Origin of the sequence: Acinetobacter tianfuensis (assembly GCF_003611465.1) — a bacterium.
GTDB lineage: Bacteria > Pseudomonadota > Gammaproteobacteria > Pseudomonadales > Moraxellaceae > Acinetobacter > Acinetobacter tianfuensis.
Genome location: NZ_RAXV01000041.1, coordinates 1 through 23,205 on the forward strand (window position 1 = coordinate 1; position 23,205 = coordinate 23,205).

The window sequence follows — 23,205 nt, forward strand, 5'->3', positions numbered from 1 at the left end:
AAATCAAAAAGCAGGTTCAAAAAACTGTTTCAAAATCGGTATGAGCCAGATTTGAGCATTTCTTGAAAGTCAAAATGATAATTTTTTAGAACCGCTGAACAATAGCTGCCTAGAAATGGTCGAACGCTGAACTTTGCCAATATGTTTAGAATTTAGGGTTACTGAGCGTTTGCCAGCACAATGATGTTTCATAAAATTGAAAACTTGCATAGGTAAAACATTTATTCGAAAAATACTATGCAGGTCTGACTTGCAAAAAATCTGTTTATGAATAATAGTCAATGTTAAGTGAATTTACGTCATTTACGCTTTTTTGCAATTTAAGGTTTACACGACTTGAAACTTTGCAAGAAGCGATTTAAAACATTAGACAGTTAATAATTTAATAACAAGGATCAAAGACAAAGATGAAGCTATATTACTCGCCAGGCGCATGTTCACTTGCATCACATATTATTTTAAATGAAATTAATGTTGACTTTGATTTGGTGCGTGTAAATTTAAAAACGCATAAGACAGAAAAAGGCGCAGATTATTATGAGGTTAATCCCAAGGGGTATGTTCCTGCTTTGGAAATTAACCCTGGTTTGATTTTAACCGAAAATGTAGCGATTTTACCTTTTCTGGCGCAGCATGATCCTAAGCAAGATTTAATTCCGCCATCGGGCTTAGGCCGCGCGAAAGTGCTGGAGTGGTTAGGTTATTTAAATTCTGAACTGCATGATGCCTATGCCGTATTTTTTGGCGCGCCATTGGATGACGCTGGCAAAGAAAAAGGCTATGCAGAAATTGACCGTTTGCTGACATTTATTGATAAAACGATTGGTGAATCGGACAACGAATATTTAGTGGATGATAACTTTGGCCCAGCAGATGCCTATTTATTTGTTTTAACAAATTGGTCCAATTTGATTCATCATGATCTGACACCTTATAAAAATATTATTGCAATCCGAAATAAAGTAGCTGAACGTCAGTCTGTGCAGATTGCTATGCGTGATGAAGGTTTAATTCCTTAATTTACAAGTATAAATATTGAAAAACCGCTTCAATGAAGCGGTTTTTTGTTTTACAGCAGGATTTTCTAATAATTAAACTGGGTATAAAAGTCATCAAAATTGATGTTTTGCAGCGTGAGGTTTGCAGTGCTTTTAAAATCAGTCCACTTAGTTTGAGTTTGAGTATTTTCAAACATATTGGCACCGAGTATTTCTTTGCGTTTTTTGGTCGAAAAATTATAGCTTTTATTGGTTTCTTCACCTGAGGCGCGGTGAAAACTGTAGTAGTCAAATCCGATTAATGCAAACTGCTGGTTCTGCCATCTGAATATATAAGTATGCCTAGGCCATTCCCAGCCGCCGCAGGCCATAAAATAGCTAAGTTCTAAAGACAGAATGCCTTTATGGATGGTGATGCCCTCAGATTCTGACAGCGGGTCCAGTAAGCAAGTATTGGGCTGTTCAGCAGGCGGGAGTGTACGGTTCTCTGCAGCCAGCTTATAGCCTTGAGCCGTTTTAAAAAATACCGCAAGTTTTCTCTGATTATTGTGAAGCGCTGTGCCGTCATCTTTTAGCACGGGATGATCTGTTTGATTTTTTTCTAAAATGAGCGCGATATCATTTTTACTGTCTTTGTTTAAATCGCCTTGTGCACCTGAAAGGACTGTCCACCCAACAGGAGTAATTTGCTTATAAATATCGGGGATTTGCGCAAAACAGAACACAGGCAGGCTGCCGAAAAGGAAAATGTTTATTTTATGAGTTATTTTCTGCATAAGGTTATTCTAAAGATAAAGAGGACTGTTTCAGTCCTCTTTATCATATTGTCTAAGTCACTGTGAAATGATTATTTAAAGAAATAGCCCGTTTCAGGTGAGCTGGCATTTGCCATGCGTTTACGCGGCATACGGCCTGCAAGAAAAGCTTCACGGCCAGCTTCTACTGCTTTTTTCATCGCAGAAGCCATTAAAATAGGGTTTTGCGCTGCAGCAATAGCGGTGTTCATCAGTACACCGTCACAGCCTAATTCCATTGCAATAGCTGCATCACTGGCTGTGCCTACACCTGCATCAACCAAGACAGGGACTTTGGCATTTTCTTTAATAATAGAGAGAGTGTGCGGATTTAAAATACCTAAACCAGAGCCGATTAAGCTGCCTAGAGGCATGATGGCTGCACAGCCCATGCTTTCAAGTTCTTGCGCGACAATCGGGTCATCGGATGTATAAACCATGATTTCAAAGCCGTCATCTATTAATGTGCGGGCTGCTTTCAAGGTTTCAGTGACATTCGGGTACAGTGTTTTTTCATCGCCCAGAACTTCAAGCTTCACTAAGTTATGACCATCTAGAAGTTCACGCGCTAACATACATGTACGTACTGCGCTATTTGCATCAAAGCAGCCTGCCGTATTTGGCAAAATTGTATACTTTTCTGGAGGGACAACAGAAAGCAAATTTGGCTGATCGGGATGCTGGCCAATATTCACTCGGCGAATTGCGACTGTCACAATTTCTGCACCGCTGGCTTGAATGGCCAAATCGGTTTCTTGCAGGTCTTTATATTTACCTGTTCCCACCAAAAGGCGTGAATTAAACGTACGTGAACCAATTTTAAATGTATCTTCCATGGGAGCTCCTGCTAGCCGCCGCCGACGGCATGAATAATTTCAATACGATCTGCATCGTAAATAGGGGTTTGCTCTAACTTGCTTTTAGAGATGATCATTTCATTTTTTTCAACGGCAAAACGTTTACCTTCTAAAGCAAGCTCTTGAATGAGCTCTAAAAGATTACTGCACGCGGTTTGCTGTGCTTCGCCATTTAAATAAATCTGCATAGTTGTCTCAGGATTACTTCTCGTATTTGAAGGCATTGCGGGCGAAAATGAGCCAGCCTAAAATCATCAGCGCGCCGCCAATTGGGGTAATTGCGCCTAGTCCGCGGGGCAGGCCTAAGGCCATAATATAAAGGGAACCGCAAAAAAATAGGATGCCGCTTTGAATGAGCCAAAAGCTGGCTTTAATTGGAAATTGGCGGGTAACTTTGTTTAAGATTGCGAGTGCAAGAAGGCCCAATGCATGGTAGAAAAAATAATCTGTTGCAGTTTGCCACCAGCCCAGCTGTTCGGGGGACGCAATTTTTTTCAGGCCATGTGCGCCAAATGCGCCAAGCATGACAGCTATAGCGAGGTTAATTGCAGAGATTCCAAGCCACATACGCAAGTTACCCTTGGTAAAATTTGCGCATAACCTTAGCACATTTACAGTTTTAGGTTAAAGCTAAAACTGCTAATCTTTGACGCTGTTTGAGCTGTGCTTGAAATGCAAATACGCTGTATTTCAAGCATAGGCAACAGTTTAATTAGCGGTTGGAAATATAGACCTCTACAGGCGCATTATTATAAAAGAGGCTGCCATTTATATTTTGTATGGCATCCAGCAAGTCTACAGATTTCCAGCCATTGCCAAGGTCTAAGCTGTTGACAGCACGGACTTTAGTGCCTCCTATAGAATAAGCGCTATGGAAAACACCTAGATGGCTGATATTGTTTTGAGGGTTGTGAAATCCAATAACCTTGCCCGAAGGAATGCTAGATGTGCCATCCCATAGACTGAATTGGGTGTAGAAATAGCTTATCCAATCTTTGTTTGAATGATTATGCAAGGCATATTCATCGACGCCTGTAATATGTGGTTTCTTCAGAAAATGCATAAATGCAGCTGCATCATGGCAATTTCCTTTGCCTAAGTCATCTTTAATACTGACTAGAGTGCTAATATTTTTTAAAAGTAAGTTATGCATATTTAGACGGACTGCATGGCTGTCGTTAAAAAGCGTAGTTAAAAGTTTTATATTATTTTGAGAAATGACTGTCATATTGAACCTATTTTTTGTTTTTATAAAAATTGAATGCTGAAGCGCTGAAACTATATTCAAAAGTGACTATCTAAACAATAAAAAAAGCGCCGAAGCGCTTTTTTAAGATAAGCTGTCAATTAGTTTGACGACATCGCCACTTTAATTTTTTCCATCGCATTTTTTTCTAACTGACGGATACGTTCCGCAGAAACATTATATTCAGCAGCCAATTCGTGCAGTGTCGATTTTTCATCGTCCAGCCAGCGGCGCTGCAAAATGTTGCGTGAGCGGTCATCCAGCTGTTCCATGGCATCATGCAGCGCAGCAGTGCTTTGCTCTTCATAGTCTTCATTTTCAATCAGACGGGCAGGGTCATAGCGGTTGTCTTCTAGATAAAGCGCTGGAGCAACATGTGTTGAGCCTTCGTCATCATCATCGCCAGTGGCTTCAAATGCCGCGTCATAAGCAGTTAAACGGCCTTCCATTTCCAAAACTTGTTCTGGCGTTACATTTAAATCATTTGCAATAGACTTTGCTTCGTCCAGTGTCAATTTTTTAGATGACTTTTTTAGGCTGCGCAAATTAAAGAACAGTTTACGCTGCGCTTTGGTGGTCGCAATTTTAACAATACGCCAATTGCGGATCACATATTCATGAATTTCTGCTTTAATCCAATGCACAGCAAAAGAAACTAAACGCACACCCATGTTGGGGTCAAAGCGTTTCACCGCTTTCATCAGGCCCAAGTTGCCTTCTTGAATTAAGTCGCCTTGCGGCAGGCCGTAACCGGCATAGCTGCGCGCAATGTGCACAACAAAACGTAAATGAGACATGACTAGCATTTTAGCTGCGTCTAAATCTTGGTCGTAATAATAGCGCTCAGCTAACGCTTTTTCTTGTTCGGCTGTCAAAATTGGAATCTGATTAACAGTACTGATATAAGCACCGAGATTCACCCCTGGTGCCGATAATGACAGGGGCATCAATTGATTGCTGCTGTCACTCATGTGTTCTCCTTTAAGGGTATAGATGGGATTACCCGCTAATTAGGTTTAATCTTAATCCAATATTTCCCTGAAATATGGAAAATTGGGTAGAGAAATGTAAAGTTTTATGCGTTTGTGAAGCAAAATATCTTAATTGAAATATTTTAAGATTCAATTAAGTAGTGATATTCAGTGTCTGAAATTTTAACTAATTTACATGCCAGCGCATTGAGTTCACAGTAACGGGTTACATCCAGCTGGCTATGCGGGTCTGATGACTTGAGCAGCAGCTGGCGGCCAGTTTTATTCTTCAGCGCTTTTTTCAGCATGAGCAGCGGCATAGGGCAAGGCTTGCCCATGGCATCTACCAAATAAAAATCAGCGGTTTGCACGGTATGCATAGATGTCATTTATATACGATGTTGCTAATGGTCTAAATAGTAGCAAATTGAGTGCCAAAACCAAATAAAAAATGCACCGAAATGTTTGTTTGATGTATCAATTTTTTTAAGGCAAGCTTGTGAAAAAATATGCGTTATTAAAATTGTATTCTGAAGAAAAAAATCTATTATTTAAGAATTAGCCGTGTTAAGCTCGAAGCGTACTGGGTGTTATAACAACTATAAATTGTTTCAACACCTTTTATACAAATGGATATAACCGGGATTTTGTTAATAGTTTTACAGAATGATTACAAGTTTTAAAAAAATAAGATTTTTTGAACCTTGTTTGTCTGCTGTTTGCAACACCGGGTGGTCCTTCTTATACATCTATGAGGATTAACTAATGACAGCTCGTGAACAAGGCGTTGTTAAATGGTTTAACGATACTAAAGGCTTTGGCTTTATTCAACGTAATGGCGGCGACGATGTATTCGTTCACTTCCGCGCTATCCAAGGTGACGGCCACCGTTCACTTCGTGATGGTCAACGCGTTGAATTCAGCGTAGTTAAAGGCCAAAAAGGCTTCCAAGCTGAAGAAGTTCAGCCTTTAGACTAATCGAAAGATTATTCTTAAAAACGCCCCAATGTTATTGGGGCGTTTTTTGTTTATAATGCATTATATTTTGCGATTACCAAGTTCGAGCACAGCTTTATGTCATCTGGTTTTGATACCTTAAATTTACACCCGAAATTGAAGCAGGCGATTGATGCTTTAGGCTTTACACAAATGACGCCTATTCAGCAAAAAGTTTTGACCTATACATTGGCTGGTCATGATGCCATTGGCCGTGCGCAGACAGGTACGGGAAAAACAGCTGCCTTTTTGGTGAGTGTAATTAATGATCTGTTAAACAATCCGATTAAAGAGCAGCGTTTCCGCGGCGAGCCTCGAGCTTTAATTCTTGCGCCTACACGTGAACTGGCGCTGCAAATTGAAAGTGATGCCAAAGAGCTGACAAAATTTGCGGATCTGCATTTGGTTACCATGCTTGGCGGTGTCGATTTTGACAAGCAGCGCGCTCAGCTGGATAAAAACTTTGTTGATATTATGGTTGCGACACCCGGCCGTTTAATTGATTTTGTCGAGCAAAAAGAAATTTGGCTGGATCAAATTGAATTTTTGGTGATTGATGAAGCAGACCGTTTGCTGGATATGGGCTTTATTCCATCTGTAAAACGCATTGTGCGCTATTCGCCGCGTAAAGAGCAGCGTCAGACTTTAATGTTCTCTGCAACATTCAGCTATGATGTTTTAAATCTGGCGCAGCAGTGGTTATTTGAACCGGTGACTGTAGAAATTGAGCCGGAAAAGAAAACCAATGCTGATGTAGAACAGCGTGTTTATATGGTTGCTAAGTCAGATAAATATAAGCTTCTAAAAGATATTTTGCGTGACGAGCCTATTGAAAAAGTCATGATTTTCGCTAACCGGCGTGATCAGGTACGCAAATTGTATGACAGTTTGAAACGGGATGATTATAAAGTTGTGATGCTGTCTGGTGAAATTGCACAAGATAAGCGTTTAAAAATGCTCGATCAATTTAAAAACGGCAAACATAATATTATGATTGCAACAGATGTTGCGGGCCGCGGTATTCATGTGGATGGTGTTTCGCATGTGGTGAATTTCACTTTGCCTGAGCAGTCCGATGACTATGTGCACCGTATTGGCCGTACAGGCCGTGCAGGTACACGCGGTGTGAGTATCAGTTTCCTGTCTGAAGATGATGCGTTCTATTTGCCTGAAATCGAAAAAGCGATTGGTCAAAAATTGCCTTTAACCCGTTTAGATGGTTATTGCTGATTTGATTGATGAAAAAACCGCTCATTGAGCGGTTTTTTATTGCTTTGCGCTTTAGTTCGCGCGGCAAGTAAATGTTAGGACAGTCTGATAGTCGTCGTCTTGATTAATACCTGTGTTCGTGCCTGAAATTGCGCCAAGAATACCAGCAGCAGCTTGTACCATTTGACCAGTTTTTTCATCCAGTACGCCTTTTAATGCGCCATTATATTCCGTCTTTTCATCTATAACGACAGGTACGGTTTTCTTGCCGCATGTACTGTTGGCTGCGCTGACGGCATTGTTTTTGGCTATGATCTGTGTTTTACCTACAGCAGTCACTTCGTATTGATTGTTGGGTTTTTGAATGGCAAGTGATTGGGTCGGGGTGGATGCACATGCGCTGAGTAAGATAGCGGAAATAAAAGATGTGCCGATGAGTAATTGTTTTTGAGAAATTTGCATATGTTTGGCCCGCAAATGGAATTTCAGTTATTTGAGCACAGCTTTTAGTATAAGCGTGAAGGATGCTGTATAACTTATGAAACAGTTGACAGTAAATCTGTGCGCAAGATGAATAACAAATATAGATCTTTTCATACAGTCAACATTCTAGAGTAAGTTGTTGAGAATATGCTAATCTTGAGGCTCAGTTTTTAAGTGATATAGATGTCAATGTCAGAATTAGCGGTTGAAATAGTTCATCAAAACATTCATCAGCGTCAATCGATTGGTCATTTGGTTGAGCCGGCGCCAAATGCAGCGCAATTGGAATTAGCCTTTCAGGCAGCGTTGACAGCTCCTGATCATCACCGTTTAAAACCAACCCGTTTTGTTGTTGTGCCGGTTGCTGAGCGTGAAGCTTTTGGTGAATTGCTGTCTCAGGCCTTAGCGGATACAGGTCAAAAAGAAGAGGCGCAGCTGGAGCGGGTGAAGAACCATCCATTTCGTGCGCCATTGCTTGTTTTAGCATTGACTAAATTGCAGGATCATCCCAAAGTCCCTCATTTTGAGCAAATTTTAAGTACAGGGGCAGCTGTACAAAACTTTTTGCTGTCATTGCAAAGCCAGGGTTTTTCAACCATGTGGCGAAGCGGTGCAGTTGTAGAATCAGCCTTGTTTAAACAAGCTCTAGGGCTTACGGCAGATGATTTGATTTCGGGCATTATTTATATTGGTACAGCTGTGAAATCGATTCCGCCTCGTGCAGAAATTCAGTCTGCGGAATTTGTCAGTGATTGGAATAAATAAACTGCATAAAACAGTTTTAGGAAATAATAAAAATGTCAGAACTTAAATTTTCGGATCTTGTAGAGCCAGTGGCAGTAAATGAAAAAACGGCACTGCGTGTAACAGTCTTGGGCGGCGGCAGTTTTGGTACGGCTATGGCAAATACAGCAGTGCGCAACGGCTGTGACACCATGATCTGGATTCGTGATGAAGATATTGCAGCTGATATCAATGCAACGCATATTAATAAACGTTATTTGCCTGATTTTCAGCTTGAAGCAGGTTTACGGGCTACAGCAAACATAGAAGAAGCGGTACGTGACCGTGATATTATTTTTGTGGCTATTCCAAGCCATTCTTTCCGCAGTGTGCTGCAGCAGATTCGTCCATTTATCAGCGCGCAAGCGGTCGTTTCTTTGACCAAGGGTATTGAGGCTAAAACATTCAGTTTTATGAGTGACATTATCCGTGCAGAATTGCCGGAAGTGCCTTATGGTGTGCTGTCTGGGCCGAATCTTGCCAAAGAGATTGTGGCGGGGCAGCCTGCAGGAACGGTGATTGCCAGTGACTCTGAGCTGGTCCGTTATGCAGTGCAGCAAGCGCTGCATAGTGCATTATTTCGTGTTTTTGCCAGTGATGATGTGCATGGTGTAGAGCTGGGCGGCGCTTTGAAAAATATCTATGCTGTTGCGATGGGTATGGCTGCTGCATATAAAGTGGGTGAAAATACCAAGAGTATGATTTTAACTCGGGCTTTGGCAGAAATGAGCCGTTTTGCTGTGGAGCTGGGAGCAAATCCGCTGACATTCTTAGGCTTGTCTGGTGTCGGCGACTTATTTGCGACATGCAATAGCCCATTAAGCCGTAATTATCAGGTTGGTTTTGCATTGGGGTCGGGCAAATCTCTAGAGCAGGCAACGCAGGAACTGGGTCAAACTGCGGAAGGCATTAATACCATTGTGCAGGTAAAAGCGCGTTCAGAGGAGCTGGATGTGTACATGCCGATTACCAGTGCACTGTATGATGTGATTTTTGAAGGTGCGCCTCCATTAAGCATTGCACTGTCTTTAATGAAAAATGGCCACCGCAGTGATGTTGAATTTGTCTTGCCGCATCAGCAGGTTTAAAAATAAAATGCTCATGGCAAAATATTTTTGTCATGAGCCACAGATATAATGGCTGCATTTAATTTAGGGAAAAACTATGCAACTGACATTAATTCGCCACGGTGAGGCAGCTGCTCCTGTTATGGGGAATGATACTGCGCGTCCATTAACGCAGCGCGGCCATGCGCAAGCTGAACAGACAGCAGCGCATTTAAAAAGTTTCATACAGCCCGAAGTTTTTGTGGTGAGTCCATTGCTGCGCGCGCAAGAAACGCTGGCGCATTTGCAAAAGCATTTTCCAGAAGTGCCTGTGGTGATTTGCAATACAATAAAGCCGGATGATGATGCAAAGGCTGCAGTAGAATGGCTGTCGCATTTGCCTTATGAATCGATTACAGTAGTGTGTCATATGAATGTTGTTGCGCATATTGCTGCGCTGCTCACAGCTGACTCGTTTTATCCTTACGCGCTTGCAGAAGCGCGGATATATGAGCAGGCTGTGATTGCGCCAGGGCTTTCAACAGAAATTAAAACATTTATTCCATCAGCATAATAATTTTAAAACGGCAGTAAAGAACCGATGTTGTATATATGGATGCCTGAGGCCAATGGGGTTTGGCGATGGTCAGAGGGTGAATTTTGGAAACAGGCATCAGGTCTGGAACAATTAATTCAGGATTTGCAGCTGTACCAAGGTAAAGATGCGGCCGTCTTTTTTCCAAGCCGTGAAATACAATTAATTCAGCAGACACTGGCAAAGCCGCAGTACAAGAAGTTAGGGCCGGACGGTGTTAAATACTTGCTGGAAGAATATGTCATTCTGCCTGTAGACCATATGAAAGTGCTGCACTATTTTGAGCAGCCAGATCAGCTGACCGTGATGGGGATAGCAAATACTGCTGCTGAAACAATGCAGCATGCTTTGGCTTTGCTGCCAGTAAAGGTTCAGTCTTTGCTTCCTGACTTTCTGCTGCTGTCTGCGCCGCAAGCGAAGCAAACAGTGATTGCTAATTTTGATGGCCGGCTGCTGGTTCGTGAAAATGAATTTGCGGGCCAATCAGTCGATGACTTGCCGCTATATTTGGATTTTAATCAGCATCGTACAGATCAAAAGTACTTGATTTCCAATTTAAGCGCTGAGCAAATGCATAGTTTGGAAGCTGCGGTTACGCAGGATCAGATAGATTCTTTTCATTATACTGTTCCTGAAATTAAAAAAATAAAACAGCATCCATTTAATATTTTGCCAAAAACTAAAAATAATGCAGGCGTTTCAGGCTATTGGAAAGCATGTGCGGCGATCTTGTTTGGCTTGCTGGTTGTGCAGTTCAGTTATGATGCAGTCCGCTGGCATCAAAATAAAAAAGTCGCCAATGTGACGGCAGTTCAGGCAGTAGATCAGTTTAAATACTGGTTTGGGCAGAGTTATCCTATTACGGAGCAAACCTTAAAAAGCCAATTTGAATTTCAGATGCGCCAGAGCCAAACAGGAAGTACTCAAGCGCTGCAGTTGCTCAGCCGTGTCGGCCCAGTGCTGATGCAGCATCAAATTGTGGCAAATCGAGTGTCTTATGAGGCTTCAGTTTTAACCATGGAGCTAAGGGCAAACTCTGCGCAAGTTTTGCAGCAGATGACGCAGCAGCTGAATCAGCAAGGCTTTAAAGTGGAATTGGGTAATATCCAGCCGCAGGATGCGGGCGCAGTAGGGTTGGTGAAAATACAATAATGAAAGCATTTGAAACACTTCAGCAAAGATTTGATCAGCAGCTTGAGCGGTTAACTGAATATTTAGATAGCTTGTCTGCGCGAGAGCGGATTATGGTTATCTTTACATCTATTTTTGTGATTGCCGCGGCTGTAGGCTCGGCTTTATTTTATATGCATAAAGCGGCGGAGTTTCAGCAAAAACGCTTAAATGGCTTGAAAGATACACTTGTCTGGATGCAGAGTAATGCAGTCAGCATGAAACCGGCAGAAAGCAGTGATTTAAGCGCCGCAGATAAAGTTCAGCGGGTGGCGCAGCAGCAGGGTTTGTCTGTTTCATCACAGCAGATGGGTGAAAGTATACAAATTTCTGCAGTGCATGAAAATTATGCTGTTTTAGCAAATTTGCTGACTCAGCTGACACAGATGGGCTTAAGTATTGAAAAATTAGAATTAAGTTCAGAAGCAGGGCAGATTAAATTAACAGCAGCTGTGCAATAATAGGTAAAAATAAAGAACTGCTAAGCATGGTGTTTTTGCTGGGCTATGCCTATAATACCGCGACTCAGAAAGCAGTAGACTTTTTCAGATATGTTGTATTCTCTTGCCCGCCCTTTGTTGTTTTCTTTAGCACCAGAGCGTGCACATGAGCTGACACTATCGCTGTTGAAATCATCTCATAAAATAGGTGTGATGCATCAAGCAGTAGCTTCTAAACCGGTAACTTGCATGGGTATTGAATTTCCAAACCCTGTGGGCTTAGCCGCTGGTCTGGATAAAAATGGCGCTTATATCGATGCATTGGCCAGCCAAGGTTTCGGCTTCATTGAAATTGGCACCATTACGCCTAAGCCTCAGGCAGGCAACCCAGAGCCGCGCTTATTCCGTTTGCCTAAAGCAAAAGCGATTATTAACCGTATGGGTTTTAATAATGACGGTGTCGATCAGCTGGTTGAAAATGTAAAAGCCTCAAAATTTAAAGGCGTGTTAGGTATTAATATTGGTAAAAATGCCGTAACACCTGTTGAAAAAGCAGTTGATGATTACTTAATTTGTCTTGAAAAAGTCTACAATTATGCATCATATATAACGGTTAATATTTCTTCTCCAAACACAAAAAACTTGCGCAGTTTGCAAAGCGGTGATGCATTGACTGAACTGCTTGAAACTTTGAAAAAGCGCCAGTTGGAATTGGCTGATGAATATCAGCATTATGTGCCTTTGGTGTTGAAAGTTGCACCTGATTTAACTCAAGAAGATATTGAATTCATTGCTCAGCAATTGCTTCAAGTAAAAATTGACGGCTTGATTGTGACCAATACAACATTGTCGCGTGAAGGTGTTGAAGGCTTAGAACATGCCGAGGAAGCTGGCGGTTTATCTGGCGCTCCTGTTTTTGAAAAGAGCACAGCATGTTTGGCAGCTTTTGCTGAAGTGCTGAAAGGTCAAATCCCGCTGATTGGTGTGGGCGGTATTTTGTCAGGCAATGATGCAGCGGCGAAAAAGAAAGCTGGTGCGGCCCTTGTACAAATTTATAGCGGCCTCATCTATACAGGACCTAAACTTGTCAAAGATTGTGTAGAAGCATTCTAAAAGCCTATGACCGCCATTGATATCTTTATACTGATCATCTTGCTCATTGGAGGGCTAAACGGTTTGCGTCAAGGATTAATTAAAGCCTTTGCGAACTTGGCGGGATGGATTTTTGCGCTGATTGTCGCTGCAAAATATGCTTCTGTCTTGGCACCTTCAATGACGGCGCTCAGTACAGATCCAGTGGTACAAAAAATTGCAGCTTTTGCATTTATTGTGCTCTTGATCGTGGTATTAACTTGGGTGGTTACTTATATCTTAAATACGTTGCTGAAAAGCCTAAAGCTTGGCCCGTTAAATCGAGTTGCAGGCGGTGTATTTGGGAGTCTAAAAGGTTTACTTGTCGTTCTGATTGCAATCCAGGGCATTGGGCCTTGGGTTGAAAGTTCACCGCATTGGAAACAATCTAAATTTATTCAGACCTTGCTGCCATATGCGCCTTGGGCTGCTCAAATGTCCAAAGACGCAGCGCAGCAGGCGATGCATCATATTAAGTCTGAAGATAGCGGAAAATCTTCAGACCACACTCCAGATCCAGTGCGCAAAAGTACTGTATCGGGTGAGTCAACGAATAATCCTTTTTATTAATCCTAGCTTGTTTGCGAGGTTGCTATGTGTGGAGTTGTTGGTATAGCTGGTAAAACACCTGTTAACCAAATGTTGTTTGATGCGTTAACGATGTTGCAGCATCGTGGACAGGATGCAGCTGGGATAGTAACTTGCCATGAAGGGCGTTTGTTCCTTCGTAAAGATACTGGTATGGTGCGTGATGTATTTCATACCCGCCATATGCGTGCACTGCGCGGCAATTACGGTATCGGTCATGTCCGTTACCCTACAGCGGGTTCATCAAGCAGTGCAGAAGCACAGCCGTTCTATGTGAACTCACCTTACGGCATTACTTTGGCGCATAATGGTAACTTAACCAACGCTGAAGAAATTCATGATGATTTGTTCACAACTGACTTGCGTCATATGAACACAGATTCAGATTCAGAAGTATTATTGAACGTATTTGCGCATGAGCTGCAAAAGCGCGCAAAACTGACTCCATCAGCAGAAGATATTTTTCATGTTGTTTCACGTGTACATGATCGCTGTAAAGGCGGTTATGCGGCAGTAGCGATGATTACTGGGCAGGGCCTTGTGGGTTTCCGTGATCCAAACGGCATCCGTCCTTTAATCTACGGTTCTCGTGAAACTGAGCAGGGTATGGAATATATCATCGCTTCTGAGTCTGTGGCGATTACAGCGCTAGGCTTTAAAGTTGAACGTGATATTGCGCCAGGCGAAGCAATTTTTATTACTGCTGACGGTGTCATGTCGATTAAACAATGCGCAGCAGAACCTGAATACCGTCCATGTATTTTTGAGTATGTTTATTTTGCGCGTCCAGATGCAACGATCGACGGTATTTCGGTATATAAAGCCCGCTTAAAAATGGGTGAAAAACTGGCGCATAAAATTATACGTGAATGGGGTGAGGAGCATGACATTGATGTTGTAATTCCAATTCCAGATACTTCACGTACTTCTGCGCTTGAGCTTGCAAATACCTTGGGAATTAAGTTCCGTGAAGGCTTTATGAAGAACCGCTATATTGGCCGTACCTTTATTATGCCTGGGCAGCAATTGCGTAAAAAATCTGTACGTCAAAAGCTGAACCCTGTAGAGCTTGAGTTTCAGGGTAAAAATGTACTGTTAGTAGATGATTCGATCGTACGCGGTACAACCTGTAATGAAATCATTCAGATGGCTCGTGATGCAGGTGCTAAAAAAGTATTCTTTGCTTCAGCTGCGCCAATGGTGAAATATCCAAACGTATACGGTATTGATATGCCTGCGAAATCTGAGCTGATTGCTTCAGAGCGCAGCGTAGAAGAAATTCGTGAAATTATTGAAGCAGACCGTTTGATTTTCCAAGATTTGGAAGATTTGAAAGCAGCTGTGCGCACAACTAAAGTGCCTCAATTACAGGAATTTGACTGTTCTGTGTTTGATGGTCAGTATGTTGCAGGCGGTATTAATGCGGAATACTTAGAAGCTTTAGAGAAAAAACGCAGCGATGCAGCTAAGGCTAATAAAAAAGATGCATATATTGATGTAAATATTGATGCTGCATCTGTAGATTTGACGGGTATCCGTGAAGGATAATCGTTAAAACGGTTTAAGAAAAAAGCGGGAATTCCCCGCTTTTTTCATTTATGATGAGTCCATAAGCAGCAGGGCGGCAGCAACAAGGATTTGCATTGAGAAAAGTGGGCTACGCGTTCATTAAAAATAAAAATATGTTTTGGCCGGCAAGCTTTTGTTTGCTTACGGTGTTAATCACGATCGCAATTATTAATCTGATTGTTGGTTTGGCAGTTTATTATTTTGATCCAACTCAAGAGATCTACTGGCATTATTTAAGCCCTTATTTAATTGCTTTAGTTGTCTCTATTATGCTGATTTCTGTGCTGCGGGATTTTTATGTTTTCCGCACAGGAGGCTATTCGCTAGCAAAGCAGCTGGGCGCCCGCAGATTGAGTTTAATTGAAAGTGTGCCGGAAGAAAGCACGGCTTTGAAAATAACAGAGCAGCTTGCAGATACATTTTTAATTGATACGCCAGCTTTGTATGTCATGCCGAATGAAATAGGGATAAATGCATTGACAGCAGGCTTTTATCCTAAGGATACGGCTATTATTTTGACATGGGGCGCTGTGCAAAATTTGGATGAAATGGAATTATATGGCTTGTTAAGTCATGAATTTAATAAAATTTTATCTGGTGAGGCTGCAGAGAATACGCGCTTGAAAATTCTTTACAGCAGCTTAACAACGTTTTGCCAGTGGGGCAGCAAGCTGGCAAAACGCGGTTTTTATAAAAATGGTCAGGTGCGTGAAATAAAGTTTGAAACGCTGTATGTGTCATTGGGTGCGCTGATTTGGCTGATTGGCTGTTTAGGGCTGCTCATTACCCGTTTAATTAAATTTTTAACTTTAAGCGGGCGTACATTTAAAAACGATCAGAAAACGAAACGCTTGATTCAAAATGATGCCAATATTCAAACACTGCTCCGTATTTATGTACACCATTCAGGTTCGCAGCTGCACAGTGAGTATGCGGAATCCATTTCGCATATGTGCTTTGCCAATGCTTTGAGCCCAAGAAACTGGCTGAATATTCATCCAGAAATTGAGCAGCGCATCTTTGAGCTGAATCCAGGAATGATCCATGAGCTGCAGCTGGAAAATTTAAAGAAAATAAAAAATCAGCCGCTGTTTAATTTGTTCCGTTCACTAGAAGAAGCATCGGTTGATGTTGTGACACATTGGAGTTCGCCGCAGCCCTTGCCGCTGCTGCGCTTGTCCCCGATCAGTTTTGCAATTAAAGATGCAATTAAGCCATTAAATCCCAGCATTCGTGATAATTGGAAGCGTCCAGAGCTGATTGATCGTGCGCTGCAGACGGCGACAGGGTCGCGTGAGGTGATGGTCGCAATTTTAATGATTCGCCAGTACCGTGAGTTTATCCCTGCGGAAGCAGAAGTCAGCCGCGCCATTGTGGATGCGCTGCTGAATTTAGACGGGCGCGTGCATATTGCGATTTTTCATGAAGCCTGTAAAAACATTGGCGGCATGCCGGCGACTGTTTCGCGTCAGTTTCTTATGAAGCTGGCAAAAATTATTCAGGAAGATGGTGAAATTGGCTTGCTGGATGCTTTATTGCTGGAGCGGGTGAAATGTGATTTACATTTGCTTCCTGTACATACGCCAACGGCTTTGGAAGATGTAAAGCCCAGTATTGTGCGTTTGATTGATGCACTGCTGCATGTGCAGCAGATTAATAGCGATAGTCAGCTGGAAGTGCGTGAGAAAATTTTAAAGCGCATCTTAAGTCAGGCTGAACTGGAATTTTATTCTGAAATTTCTGATGAGCCGATTGATTTAGCTGAAATTTTAAATGATATTGCAGGGCTTCAGCTGCGAGAGCGGATCAGTATTTTGGGTGTGGCTGAAGTTTGCTTGTGGAATGACCGTATTATTACTCAAGATGAGCTGGACGTGCTTGAGCTGCTGTATTGGCGTTTGGGGTTTGAGTCTGCAGAAATGATTGAATTGATGCAAAAGAAAAATAGTTTGATGATTATCTGATGCTTGGTTTGATTATTTATGCAGAGGTAAGTATTCATTGCCGATAGGCAGGGAAAGAGTTGTACAATGATTAGGCCAAATAGGTCAAAAAGTTATGCATAGCAAGTTGATTCTAGATAGAATGATCAGCCTGAAATTGGTGATGATAAACAAATGATAGGGCATCAGCGCGACGTACTGAATGCATTGGGAATTGATCTTTGGATTCCTAAGGCACAAGTGTGTCAGCTGCATCAGCCTGCAATTTGGCGGGACCAAGCGCCAGTAGAGCGCATTCCCGAAATAATTTTACCTTCTTTACAAAAGCCTGCAGAGAATCAGTCAGCAGCTGAGCTAAAGGCAGATGTTTCTGCCGCGGCTGTGCAGATAACAGAAGCGGCTGAGCCTATTTCTGCTGTTGAGGCGGAAGTTCGCCCAATATTGCAGATAGAGCCTTTTGTACTTGAGTCTGTAAGTATGGAGCATTGTGTGCTGCTGATTGATGCAGCAAACTTGGGCGCTGAGGAGCAGCTGCTGTGGTCGAATATTCAGCGCGCAGGCAAGTCTGAATTTTCTATGCTGCAGTGGCCTTTTGCATGGCTTAAATTTCAAGATGGCCGCGGTGCTTCATCTTATGTAAGTGGTTTTATTGATGCAATGCGTGAAGGTAATAAAAATGTTCTGTGTTTAGGAAGCATTCCGCACTTAGCGTCATCAGATTATATTCAGCTGGCATCCTTGCAAGAAATGCTGCAAGAACCTCGATTAAAGAAACGCTTATGGCAATTTATGCAAAATAAACCGAAGGATACGGTGCACTAATGAAGAAAAAAGTTGTTGTTTTCAGTCAATTAGATCAAGACATTCATAAGCGATTGGAACAGCAGTATCGGGTAGTGCAGATTCAGCCCAAGCTAGGTGATGTCAATGAACAGATTTTAGCTGAAACAGCGGATGCTGATGGGATGATTGGCTCAGGGCGGCTATTGAATGAAAGTAATCTGCAGTATGCTCAGCAGTTAAAAATTATCTCAAGTGTCAGTGTGGGCTATGATAATTATGACCTGCAATTTTTAAATCAGAAAAAAGTTTGGCTGGCGAATACTCCGCATGTGTTGACTGAAACTACAGCTGATTTGGCGTTTACTTTGCTGCTGAGCGCAGCAAAAAAAGTCCCTTCTTTAGATGCCTGGACCAAACAGGGCAATTGGAAACGTACAGCAGGATTAGACCAATTTGGCTTAGATGTCTATGGAAAAACCTTGGGTATTATTGGGTTAGGGCATATTGGCGCAGCTGTCGCGCGGCGCGGATTCTACGGTTTCAATATGAATGTGCTGTACCATAACCGTAAAGAAAAGCCTGAATTGGCGGATAGCTTTAAGGCGCAGTATTGCAGCTTAAATGAGCTGTTGGGGCGTGCAGATTTTGTTGTGATTGCAGTGGATTTAAATGCCGATTCGCAGGCTTTAATTGGTGCTGCTGATCAATGCATTGCGAGCAGGAACAATATTTGCAGCAGGGCTGGATGTGTATGCAAAAGAGCCGCTGCAAAGCTCTGCGCTTTTTGAGCTGGATAATGCGGTTACGCTGCCGCATGTGGGTTCTGCAACAGCAGCGACACGTAAGCGTATGGCTGAATTGGCTTATCAAAATTTGGTTAATGCCCTTGAGGGCGGTATGCCGCGCTATGTGGTGAATCCATCATTTAGCTAAAAAATTTATAACACTTCCTTAAAATTTTAATCTATTTTCAGTGTTATATTCGGGTCTCATTACTTTAGACGGGGCATGCTTTGAAACGAATTTTACTTGCTTGCAGCTTAAGCCTGCTGCCATTAGCGGCGCAGCCCCATAATGTAGGATTCGGTTCGGTTTCTCAGTTTAATGTGCCAGATATTGGCGGCGGGGTCGGTTTACTTGATCAGCAAAAAGAAAGAGACATTGGTGAAAAAGTCTTTCGTGAAGTCAACAAGCAAATGCCAGTCACGCAAAATCCGTGGCTGGAAGATCAATTATTTTATACCTTTTCACATATATTAAGTCAGACTCAGTTCAGCCAGCCAGTTGGACTGGTGGTGATTAATGATCCCCAAATTAATGCCTTTGCGGTTCCTGGCGGGCTATTTGCTTTGAATACAGGCCTGATTAATTCGGCGCGGAATATGGATGAGGTTGCTGGTGTCATGGCGCATGAAATTGCCCATGTGACACAGCGGCACTTCAGCCGTTCGCAGGAAGCTTTTAAAGGTCAGGGCTTGTTGTCATTGGCGGGTATTTTGGTCGGTGCTTTGGTTGCCTCGCAGGCTGATGGTGATGTGGGGACTGCTGTTATGCTGGGTTCACAGGCTGCGCTGATGGATAAACAGCTAACCTATAGCCGTAATCAAGAACGGGAGGCTGACCGTATTGGCATGCAGTATATGTATGCGGCAGGTTATAACCCGCAAAGCATGGCGGATTTTTTTGAAGTAATGCACCGCGCTACATCACAGGTTAGTTTTTTACCTGATTTTTGGCTGACTCACCCTTTAACATCTGAGCGTATGAGTGAGGCGCGGCTGCGTGCAAACCAGCTGCCGCGTGTAAAATCAAATCTGCTGGATGAAGAGTTTGAAATTTTAAAATGGTATACGCGGGTGCTTTCAAGGCAGGCTACAGAGCAGCAGCTGCAGGCAGCAGCCGGGCAAAATAAATTTGCTGGCTGGCTGGCCATGGCTTATTTTCAGCAGCGGCAGGGGGATTATGCTGCTGCGCAGCATGCATTGGATATGGCAAAGATGCAAAAAAGTCATGTGCTTTTGACTTTGCTGCAGACAGATGTGTATTTGGGATTAAATAAATTAGAAGAGGCGCAGCAAAATATTCAGAGTGCTGCGGTAATTATGCCTGAAAATAGATCGCTGAATTATAAGTATGCTGAGGTTTTAATTCGGCAAGCTAAATATTCAGATGCTCAAGATGTAGTGATGCGTTTCCTGAGAAATAATGATCATGATTTAAATGGTTGGCGTTTAATGCAAAATGCTGCAAATTTGAATCGGACAGATCCCTTGCGCGCGATTCAGGTTTTGCGCTACAGGGCTGAAGTGGAATTTTGGTCAGGCTTCGAAGAAAATGCGATTAAATCCTTATTGCAGGCGCAGCGTTTGTCTAAGGATAATCAGTCATTAAGTGGCACGGTTAAAGCGCGTTTAGCCGAAATGCAAAAAGCGCGTATGTTGAAAATATAATTTTCAACATACGCGTTGAAATTTTATAAAAATAATGAGAACTAGAGTGAGGTGTGGAGTGTTAAAGGGGAAATGCTTATGCGGTGCGGTTACATATCAGTACAATGCGGCTATTCAGCAGAGTATTTTGTGTTTTTGTACAGACTGCAAAAAAGCGCAAGGGGCGGTATTTGGCTGGAATAGTCCAATTCAGCAGTCTGAGTTTCAGCTATTGTCTGGTCAGTCTGTTTTAAAGGAGTATTTTCATACCGAAAATAAGGCGAGAGTATTTTGCATGCAGTGCGGCAGTCCTATTTATTCATATCGTACAGATTTGCCGAGTATATTGCGGCTGCGTTTGGGGACAGTAACCAGCGGCCGTATCCCTGCGCCATCAGAGCTGGCGTATCGGGAGAGCCAGCCTGACTTTATGTGCATTGATACTGAGATGCTGTAGCGCTAAAGGCTTGATGCTATACTGCCGGCGTTTTAGCTTAAATTTAATGATAAGACTGATTTCATGAAAAGATTGATTTGTGTATTTTTGACAGTGGCATTTGGGGTGCAGGCAGCAGTGGCGGCAAGTGCGCAGGATTATGTGCGGGCGGTTGAAAAAATTAATGATCAATATAAAAAAGATACCCGAGATTTTTTTAATACGCTTGACCCGATGCAGCGTGGATTTAATGCGCAGCAGCAGCAGCGGTTTTGTGCAATTGTGACGAAATATGCGGATGATTTATATGCAGCAGCTGATCAGAACCGCACGGTAATTGACCGTCAATATGCGGGCATTACGAAGGAAGATGTAAAAAAGCAGGTGCTGGATGCACGTGAGATGCAAATGCTGAAGCCATATAATGTGCAGTGCGATTGGAAATAAGATTTAAATATATGAAAAGCTGATCAATAAACTGCGGTTTGGGGTTGGCTTTTTTTATGTGCGGGATATAGTGTGAATTGGGCTATTTAACGGAAATTATTTTATTGCAAAATAATAAGTATGTGTTAAATAGACCAAATCAAACAGGAAATAAGATTTTAAGCTTGGGTTTATGCAAGTTTTGCTTTGATTTTAGCAGATACTTGTGCAGGATCGGCACGCCCGGCTATGAGCGGACGCAGAGAGTTCATCACCTTACCCATATCTTTCATGCTAGTAGCTTCTTGCGCTGCAATTGTTTGCGCAATGATGGAATCAAGCTCTTCCTCAGTCATAGCTTCTGGTAGAAATTGAGATAAAACCTCAACTTCGGCTTGTTCCTTACTAGCTAAATCTTCTCGACCAGCGCCTTCAAAAGCTTTGATCGATTCTTTGCGTTGTTTGATTTGCTTTTCAATGACCGCAAGAACCTGAGTATCATCAAGCTCTTTGCGCTCATCGACTTCAATTTGCTTGATTGCTGCCTGAAGACTACGAATTACCGTTAACTTGCTCATTTCTTTAGCACGCATTGTTGCTTTTAAAACGTCAGTTATTTGGTTTTTTAAAGTAGTCATGTTTATTCCAGGTTAGTCAATCAATCACAAATTAATCTTAGTAAAGGCGAGTCGTACGTACTGATTCACGCGCCAATTTCTTTTGGTAGCGTTTAACAGCAGCAGCTTTTTTGCGCTTACGTTCTTGAGTAGGTTTTTCGTAGAATTCGCGCTTACGTACGTCAGCTAGAACACCCGCTTTTTCGCATGAACGTTTGAAACGGCGGATAGCTACGTCTACTGGTTCGCCTTCTTTCAATTTAACTTGTGGCATGAAGAATCCTCATTAAGTTATGGATAAGATCTAGGCAGTATTGCCTTTGATCACAAGTGAAGGTCAGTATTTTACTCATTTACATCTCATACCACAAGTCTATAATAGGCTCCGCAATAGAATTGATACAGGTTATAGGCAGTTTAATGATCGTTTTAGGCTTAGAAACATCTTGTGATGAAACAGGACTCGCATTGTATGACAGCGAGTTGGGTTTACGCGGACAAGTACTTTATAGCCAAATTAAATTGCACGCAGAATATGGCGGTGTTGTGCCTGAATTGGCATCACGTGACCACGTACGCAAATTAATTCCGCTTCTGACGCAGCTTTTAGATGACAGCGGGATTAAAAAATCTGAAATTGATGCTGTTGCCTATACGCGAGGTCCCGGCTTAATGGGTGCATTAATGACGGGTGCACTGTTTGGCCGTACTTTGGCCTTTGCTTTAAATAAGCCGGCGATTGGCGTGCATCATATGGAAGGTCATATGCTTGCGCCGCTTTTATCTGAAACACCGCCAGAGTTTCCATTTGTCGCTTTGCTGGTGTCTGGCGGACATTCACAGCTGATGGCGGCTTATGGTATTGGTCAGTATGAGCTGCTAGGTGAGTCTATTGATGATGCCGCTGGCGAAGCTTTTGATAAGGTCGCAAAAATGATGGGCTTACCATATCCTGGCGGTCCAAATATTTCAAAACTGGCGGAGCAAGGTGATCCAAATGCATTTGCCTTCCCGCGCCCAATGCTGCATCAAGGTTTGGAGTTTTCATTTAGCGGTTTAAAAACTGCAGTTTCGGTACAAATGAAGAAACTGGGGGAAGAAAAGCGTGATGCAGATATTGCCGCAAGTTTCCAAGAAGCAATTGTTGATACTTTAGTTAAAAAATCCGTGAAAGCACTGAAACAAACAGGTTTGAAGCGTTTAGTCATTGCAGGCGGTGTAAGCGCTAATAAACGCTTGCGTGAGCGTTTAGAAGCTGATTTAGCGAAAATTCGCGCATCAGTTTATTATGCAGAACCTGCGCTGTGTACAGATAATGGCGCAATGATTGCCTTTGCGGGTTATCAGCGTTTGAAAGATGGTCAGCAAGATGGTTTGGCTGTGACAACTACACCGCGCTGGCCAATGACTGAATTAAAAAATCCAGCAGAAATTTAAGCAGTCATAAAAAGAGGCCAAGCGCCTCTTTTTATATCTCCTATAAAAAAGTTTTGCGATAGCGTTAAACCCATATTTAAAATATGTGAAATATTATGCCAATTCAAGTTAAGGGAAATTACATAAAAGCGTGATATTTACACAAAATGCATAATTAAATATAAAACAAGTGTTTAAATATATAATTAGGGGGGTATTTTATATTTATAACCCGAATCTCGGATAAGCAATTGACTTGAAAAAGAGAAGGACTAGAGC

General features: G+C 42.3%; 27 protein-coding genes and 1 pseudogene. 18 read left to right on the forward strand and 10 right to left on the reverse strand.

Features of this window, described 5'->3' with window-relative positions; genetic code table 11:
- Positions 1–407 precede the first annotated feature (407 nt).
- Positions 408–1,019 carry a glutathione S-transferase N-terminal domain-containing protein gene (locus tag D7V32_RS14905; RefSeq protein WP_120403624.1) on the forward strand — a complete coding sequence of 204 codons (612 nt, stop codon included), beginning with the start codon at positions 408–410 and terminating at the stop codon, positions 1,017–1,019.
- Positions 1,020–1,084: 65 nt separating this feature from the next.
- On the opposite strand, the gene D7V32_RS14910 is transcribed toward D7V32_RS14905, so the two are convergent.
- From D7V32_RS14910 to D7V32_RS14940, 7 genes are all read right to left on the reverse strand, one after another.
- Entirely contained in the window at positions 1,085–1,774 is a 690-nt protein-coding gene (locus D7V32_RS14910; RefSeq protein ID WP_120403625.1) for a hypothetical protein, read from the reverse strand.
- Positions 1,775–1,845: 71 nt separating this feature from the next.
- Positions 1,846–2,628 carry a thiazole synthase gene (locus D7V32_RS14915; RefSeq protein WP_120403626.1) on the reverse strand — a complete coding sequence of 261 codons (783 nt, stop codon included), beginning with the start codon at positions 2,626–2,628 and terminating at the stop codon, positions 1,846–1,848.
- A gap of 11 nt (positions 2,629–2,639) precedes the next feature.
- Positions 2,640–2,837 (reverse strand): sulfur carrier protein ThiS, encoded by a 198-nt coding sequence (gene thiS / locus D7V32_RS14920; protein ID WP_120403627.1) that lies wholly within the window; start codon positions 2,835–2,837, stop codon positions 2,640–2,642.
- Between the two features lie 13 nt (positions 2,838–2,850).
- On the reverse strand, positions 2,851–3,216 hold the full coding sequence (locus D7V32_RS14925) for a DUF423 domain-containing protein (protein WP_120403628.1): 366 nt from the start codon (positions 3,214–3,216) through the stop codon (positions 2,851–2,853).
- Between the two features lie 145 nt (positions 3,217–3,361).
- The gene (locus D7V32_RS14930; protein ID WP_147394230.1) at positions 3,362–3,802 is read right to left on the reverse strand and encodes a hypothetical protein; all 441 of its coding nucleotides are present in this window, start codon (positions 3,800–3,802) and stop codon (positions 3,362–3,364) included.
- A 194-nt stretch (positions 3,803–3,996) separates the two neighbouring features.
- Positions 3,997–4,866 (reverse strand): RNA polymerase sigma factor RpoH, encoded by an 870-nt coding sequence (gene rpoH, locus D7V32_RS14935; RefSeq protein WP_120403630.1) that lies wholly within the window; start codon positions 4,864–4,866, stop codon positions 3,997–3,999.
- Positions 4,867–5,009: 143 nt separating this feature from the next.
- On the reverse strand, positions 5,010–5,246 hold the full coding sequence (locus tag D7V32_RS14940) for a sulfurtransferase TusA family protein (protein WP_120403648.1): 237 nt from the start codon (positions 5,244–5,246) through the stop codon (positions 5,010–5,012).
- 385 nt (positions 5,247–5,631) lie between these two features.
- Between D7V32_RS14940 and D7V32_RS14945 the strand changes: the two genes are divergently transcribed.
- Positions 5,632–5,844, forward strand: coding sequence for a cold-shock protein (locus D7V32_RS14945; protein ID WP_004648643.1), 213 nt, complete (start codon positions 5,632–5,634; stop codon positions 5,842–5,844).
- Positions 5,845–5,940: 96 nt separating this feature from the next.
- Positions 5,941–7,092, forward strand: coding sequence for an ATP-dependent RNA helicase RhlB (gene rhlB, locus D7V32_RS14950; protein ID WP_120403631.1), 1,152 nt, complete (start codon positions 5,941–5,943; stop codon positions 7,090–7,092).
- A 51-nt stretch (positions 7,093–7,143) separates the two neighbouring features.
- Here the strand turns inward: rhlB and D7V32_RS14955 are convergent, their stop codons facing one another.
- The gene (locus D7V32_RS14955; protein ID WP_120403632.1) at positions 7,144–7,533 is read right to left on the reverse strand and encodes a hypothetical protein; all 390 of its coding nucleotides are present in this window, start codon (positions 7,531–7,533) and stop codon (positions 7,144–7,146) included.
- Between the two features lie 210 nt (positions 7,534–7,743).
- On the opposite strand from D7V32_RS14955, the gene D7V32_RS14960 reads away from it, so the two are divergent.
- From D7V32_RS14960 to D7V32_RS15025, 14 genes and pseudogenes are all read left to right on the forward strand, one after another.
- Complete coding sequence (locus tag D7V32_RS14960; protein WP_120403633.1) at positions 7,744–8,319, forward strand: nitroreductase family protein; 576 nt, start codon at positions 7,744–7,746, stop codon at positions 8,317–8,319.
- 32 nt (positions 8,320–8,351) lie between these two features.
- Positions 8,352–9,425 carry an NAD(P)H-dependent glycerol-3-phosphate dehydrogenase gene (locus tag D7V32_RS14965; RefSeq protein ID WP_120403634.1) on the forward strand — a complete coding sequence of 358 codons (1,074 nt, stop codon included), beginning with the start codon at positions 8,352–8,354 and terminating at the stop codon, positions 9,423–9,425.
- A 76-nt stretch (positions 9,426–9,501) separates the two neighbouring features.
- Entirely contained in the window at positions 9,502–9,957 is a 456-nt protein-coding gene (locus tag D7V32_RS14970; protein WP_120403635.1) for a SixA phosphatase family protein, read from the forward strand.
- A gap of 27 nt (positions 9,958–9,984) precedes the next feature.
- Positions 9,985–11,130, forward strand: a complete 1,146-nt coding sequence (gspL, locus tag D7V32_RS14975; protein ID WP_120403636.1) for a type II secretion system protein GspL — start codon at positions 9,985–9,987, stop codon at positions 11,128–11,130.
- Positions 11,130–11,609: a type II secretion system protein GspM gene (gene gspM / locus D7V32_RS14980; protein WP_120403637.1), complete on the forward strand. Its 480-nt coding sequence runs from the start codon at positions 11,130–11,132 to the stop codon at positions 11,607–11,609. The genes gspL and gspM overlap by 1 nt, the downstream gene beginning before the upstream one ends.
- A gap of 90 nt (positions 11,610–11,699) precedes the next feature.
- Positions 11,700–12,701, forward strand: coding sequence for a quinone-dependent dihydroorotate dehydrogenase (locus D7V32_RS14985; RefSeq protein ID WP_120403638.1), 1,002 nt, complete (start codon positions 11,700–11,702; stop codon positions 12,699–12,701).
- A gap of 6 nt (positions 12,702–12,707) precedes the next feature.
- Positions 12,708–13,289, forward strand: coding sequence for a CvpA family protein (locus tag D7V32_RS14990; protein WP_120403639.1), 582 nt, complete (start codon positions 12,708–12,710; stop codon positions 13,287–13,289).
- Between the two features lie 24 nt (positions 13,290–13,313).
- Positions 13,314–14,855 (forward strand): amidophosphoribosyltransferase, encoded by a 1,542-nt coding sequence (purF, locus tag D7V32_RS14995; RefSeq protein WP_120403640.1) that lies wholly within the window; start codon positions 13,314–13,316, stop codon positions 14,853–14,855.
- Between the two features lie 95 nt (positions 14,856–14,950).
- Positions 14,951–16,840, forward strand: a complete 1,890-nt coding sequence (locus D7V32_RS15000; RefSeq protein ID WP_120403641.1) for a M48 family metalloprotease — start codon at positions 14,951–14,953, stop codon at positions 16,838–16,840.
- A gap of 153 nt (positions 16,841–16,993) precedes the next feature.
- Positions 16,994–17,641, forward strand: coding sequence for a hypothetical protein (locus D7V32_RS15005; protein WP_120403642.1), 648 nt, complete (start codon positions 16,994–16,996; stop codon positions 17,639–17,641).
- Positions 17,641–18,535, forward strand: a pseudogene (locus D7V32_RS15010) (NAD(P)-dependent oxidoreductase). Before D7V32_RS15005 ends, D7V32_RS15010 begins: the two are co-directional and overlap by 1 nt.
- A gap of 80 nt (positions 18,536–18,615) precedes the next feature.
- On the forward strand, positions 18,616–20,052 hold the full coding sequence (locus tag D7V32_RS15015; protein ID WP_120403643.1) for a M48 family metalloprotease: 1,437 nt from the start codon (positions 18,616–18,618) through the stop codon (positions 20,050–20,052).
- 58 nt (positions 20,053–20,110) lie between these two features.
- Positions 20,111–20,488, forward strand: a complete 378-nt coding sequence (locus tag D7V32_RS15020) for a GFA family protein (RefSeq protein ID WP_120403644.1) — start codon at positions 20,111–20,113, stop codon at positions 20,486–20,488.
- Positions 20,489–20,551: 63 nt separating this feature from the next.
- The gene (locus D7V32_RS15025; protein WP_120403645.1) at positions 20,552–20,914 is read left to right on the forward strand and encodes a hypothetical protein; all 363 of its coding nucleotides are present in this window, start codon (positions 20,552–20,554) and stop codon (positions 20,912–20,914) included.
- Positions 20,915–21,084: 170 nt separating this feature from the next.
- Here the strand turns inward: D7V32_RS15025 and D7V32_RS15030 are convergent, their stop codons facing one another.
- Both D7V32_RS15030 and rpsU read right to left on the reverse strand, forming a co-directional pair.
- On the reverse strand, positions 21,085–21,531 hold the full coding sequence (locus D7V32_RS15030) for a GatB/YqeY domain-containing protein (RefSeq protein WP_120403646.1): 447 nt from the start codon (positions 21,529–21,531) through the stop codon (positions 21,085–21,087).
- Between the two features lie 37 nt (positions 21,532–21,568).
- Positions 21,569–21,784: a 30S ribosomal protein S21 gene (rpsU, locus tag D7V32_RS15035; protein WP_001136722.1), complete on the reverse strand. Its 216-nt coding sequence runs from the start codon at positions 21,782–21,784 to the stop codon at positions 21,569–21,571.
- A gap of 146 nt (positions 21,785–21,930) precedes the next feature.
- On the opposite strand from rpsU, the gene tsaD reads away from it, so the two are divergent.
- Complete coding sequence (gene tsaD / locus D7V32_RS15040; RefSeq protein WP_120403647.1) at positions 21,931–22,947, forward strand: tRNA (adenosine(37)-N6)-threonylcarbamoyltransferase complex transferase subunit TsaD; 1,017 nt, start codon at positions 21,931–21,933, stop codon at positions 22,945–22,947.
- The last annotated feature ends 258 nt before the right edge of the window (positions 22,948–23,205 follow it).

Bases quoted from the DNA above. Each gene is read 5' to 3' on its own strand.
- D7V32_RS14905 (WP_120403624.1), top strand. From the start codon at position 408: ATGAAGCTATATTACTCGCCAGGCGCATGTTCACTTGCATCACATATT.
- D7V32_RS14910 (WP_120403625.1), bottom strand. From the start codon at position 1,774: ATGCAGAAAATAACTCATAAAATAAACATTTTCCTTTTCGGCAGCCTG.
- D7V32_RS14915 (WP_120403626.1), bottom strand. From the start codon at position 2,628: ATGGAAGATACATTTAAAATTGGTTCACGTACGTTTAATTCACGCCTT.
- thiS (WP_120403627.1), bottom strand. From the start codon at position 2,837: ATGCAGATTTATTTAAATGGCGAAGCACAGCAAACCGCGTGCAGTAAT.
- D7V32_RS14925 (WP_120403628.1), bottom strand. From the start codon at position 3,216: ATGTGGCTTGGAATCTCTGCAATTAACCTCGCTATAGCTGTCATGCTT.
- D7V32_RS14930 (WP_147394230.1), bottom strand. From the start codon at position 3,802: ATGCATAACTTACTTTTAAAAAATATTAGCACTCTAGTCAGTATTAAA.
- rpoH (WP_120403630.1), bottom strand. From the start codon at position 4,866: ATGAGTGACAGCAGCAATCAATTGATGCCCCTGTCATTATCGGCACCA.
- D7V32_RS14940 (WP_120403648.1), bottom strand. From the start codon at position 5,246: ATGCATACCGTGCAAACCGCTGATTTTTATTTGGTAGATGCCATGGGC.
- D7V32_RS14945 (WP_004648643.1), top strand. From the start codon at position 5,632: ATGACAGCTCGTGAACAAGGCGTTGTTAAATGGTTTAACGATACTAAA.
- rhlB (WP_120403631.1), top strand. From the start codon at position 5,941: ATGTCATCTGGTTTTGATACCTTAAATTTACACCCGAAATTGAAGCAG.
- D7V32_RS14955 (WP_120403632.1), bottom strand. From the start codon at position 7,533: ATGCAAATTTCTCAAAAACAATTACTCATCGGCACATCTTTTATTTCC.
- D7V32_RS14960 (WP_120403633.1), top strand. From the start codon at position 7,744: ATGTCAGAATTAGCGGTTGAAATAGTTCATCAAAACATTCATCAGCGT.
- D7V32_RS14965 (WP_120403634.1), top strand. From the start codon at position 8,352: ATGTCAGAACTTAAATTTTCGGATCTTGTAGAGCCAGTGGCAGTAAAT.
- D7V32_RS14970 (WP_120403635.1), top strand. From the start codon at position 9,502: ATGCAACTGACATTAATTCGCCACGGTGAGGCAGCTGCTCCTGTTATG.
- gspL (WP_120403636.1), top strand. From the start codon at position 9,985: ATGTTGTATATATGGATGCCTGAGGCCAATGGGGTTTGGCGATGGTCA.
- gspM (WP_120403637.1), top strand. From the start codon at position 11,130: ATGAAAGCATTTGAAACACTTCAGCAAAGATTTGATCAGCAGCTTGAG.
- D7V32_RS14985 (WP_120403638.1), top strand. From the start codon at position 11,700: ATGTTGTATTCTCTTGCCCGCCCTTTGTTGTTTTCTTTAGCACCAGAG.
- D7V32_RS14990 (WP_120403639.1), top strand. From the start codon at position 12,708: ATGACCGCCATTGATATCTTTATACTGATCATCTTGCTCATTGGAGGG.
- purF (WP_120403640.1), top strand. From the start codon at position 13,314: ATGTGTGGAGTTGTTGGTATAGCTGGTAAAACACCTGTTAACCAAATG.
- D7V32_RS15005 (WP_120403642.1), top strand. From the start codon at position 16,994: ATGATAGGGCATCAGCGCGACGTACTGAATGCATTGGGAATTGATCTT.
- D7V32_RS15025 (WP_120403645.1), top strand. From the start codon at position 20,552: ATGAAAAGATTGATTTGTGTATTTTTGACAGTGGCATTTGGGGTGCAG.
- D7V32_RS15030 (WP_120403646.1), bottom strand. From the start codon at position 21,531: ATGACTACTTTAAAAAACCAAATAACTGACGTTTTAAAAGCAACAATG.
- rpsU (WP_001136722.1), bottom strand. From the start codon at position 21,784: ATGCCACAAGTTAAATTGAAAGAAGGCGAACCAGTAGACGTAGCTATC.
- tsaD (WP_120403647.1), top strand. From the start codon at position 21,931: ATGATCGTTTTAGGCTTAGAAACATCTTGTGATGAAACAGGACTCGCA.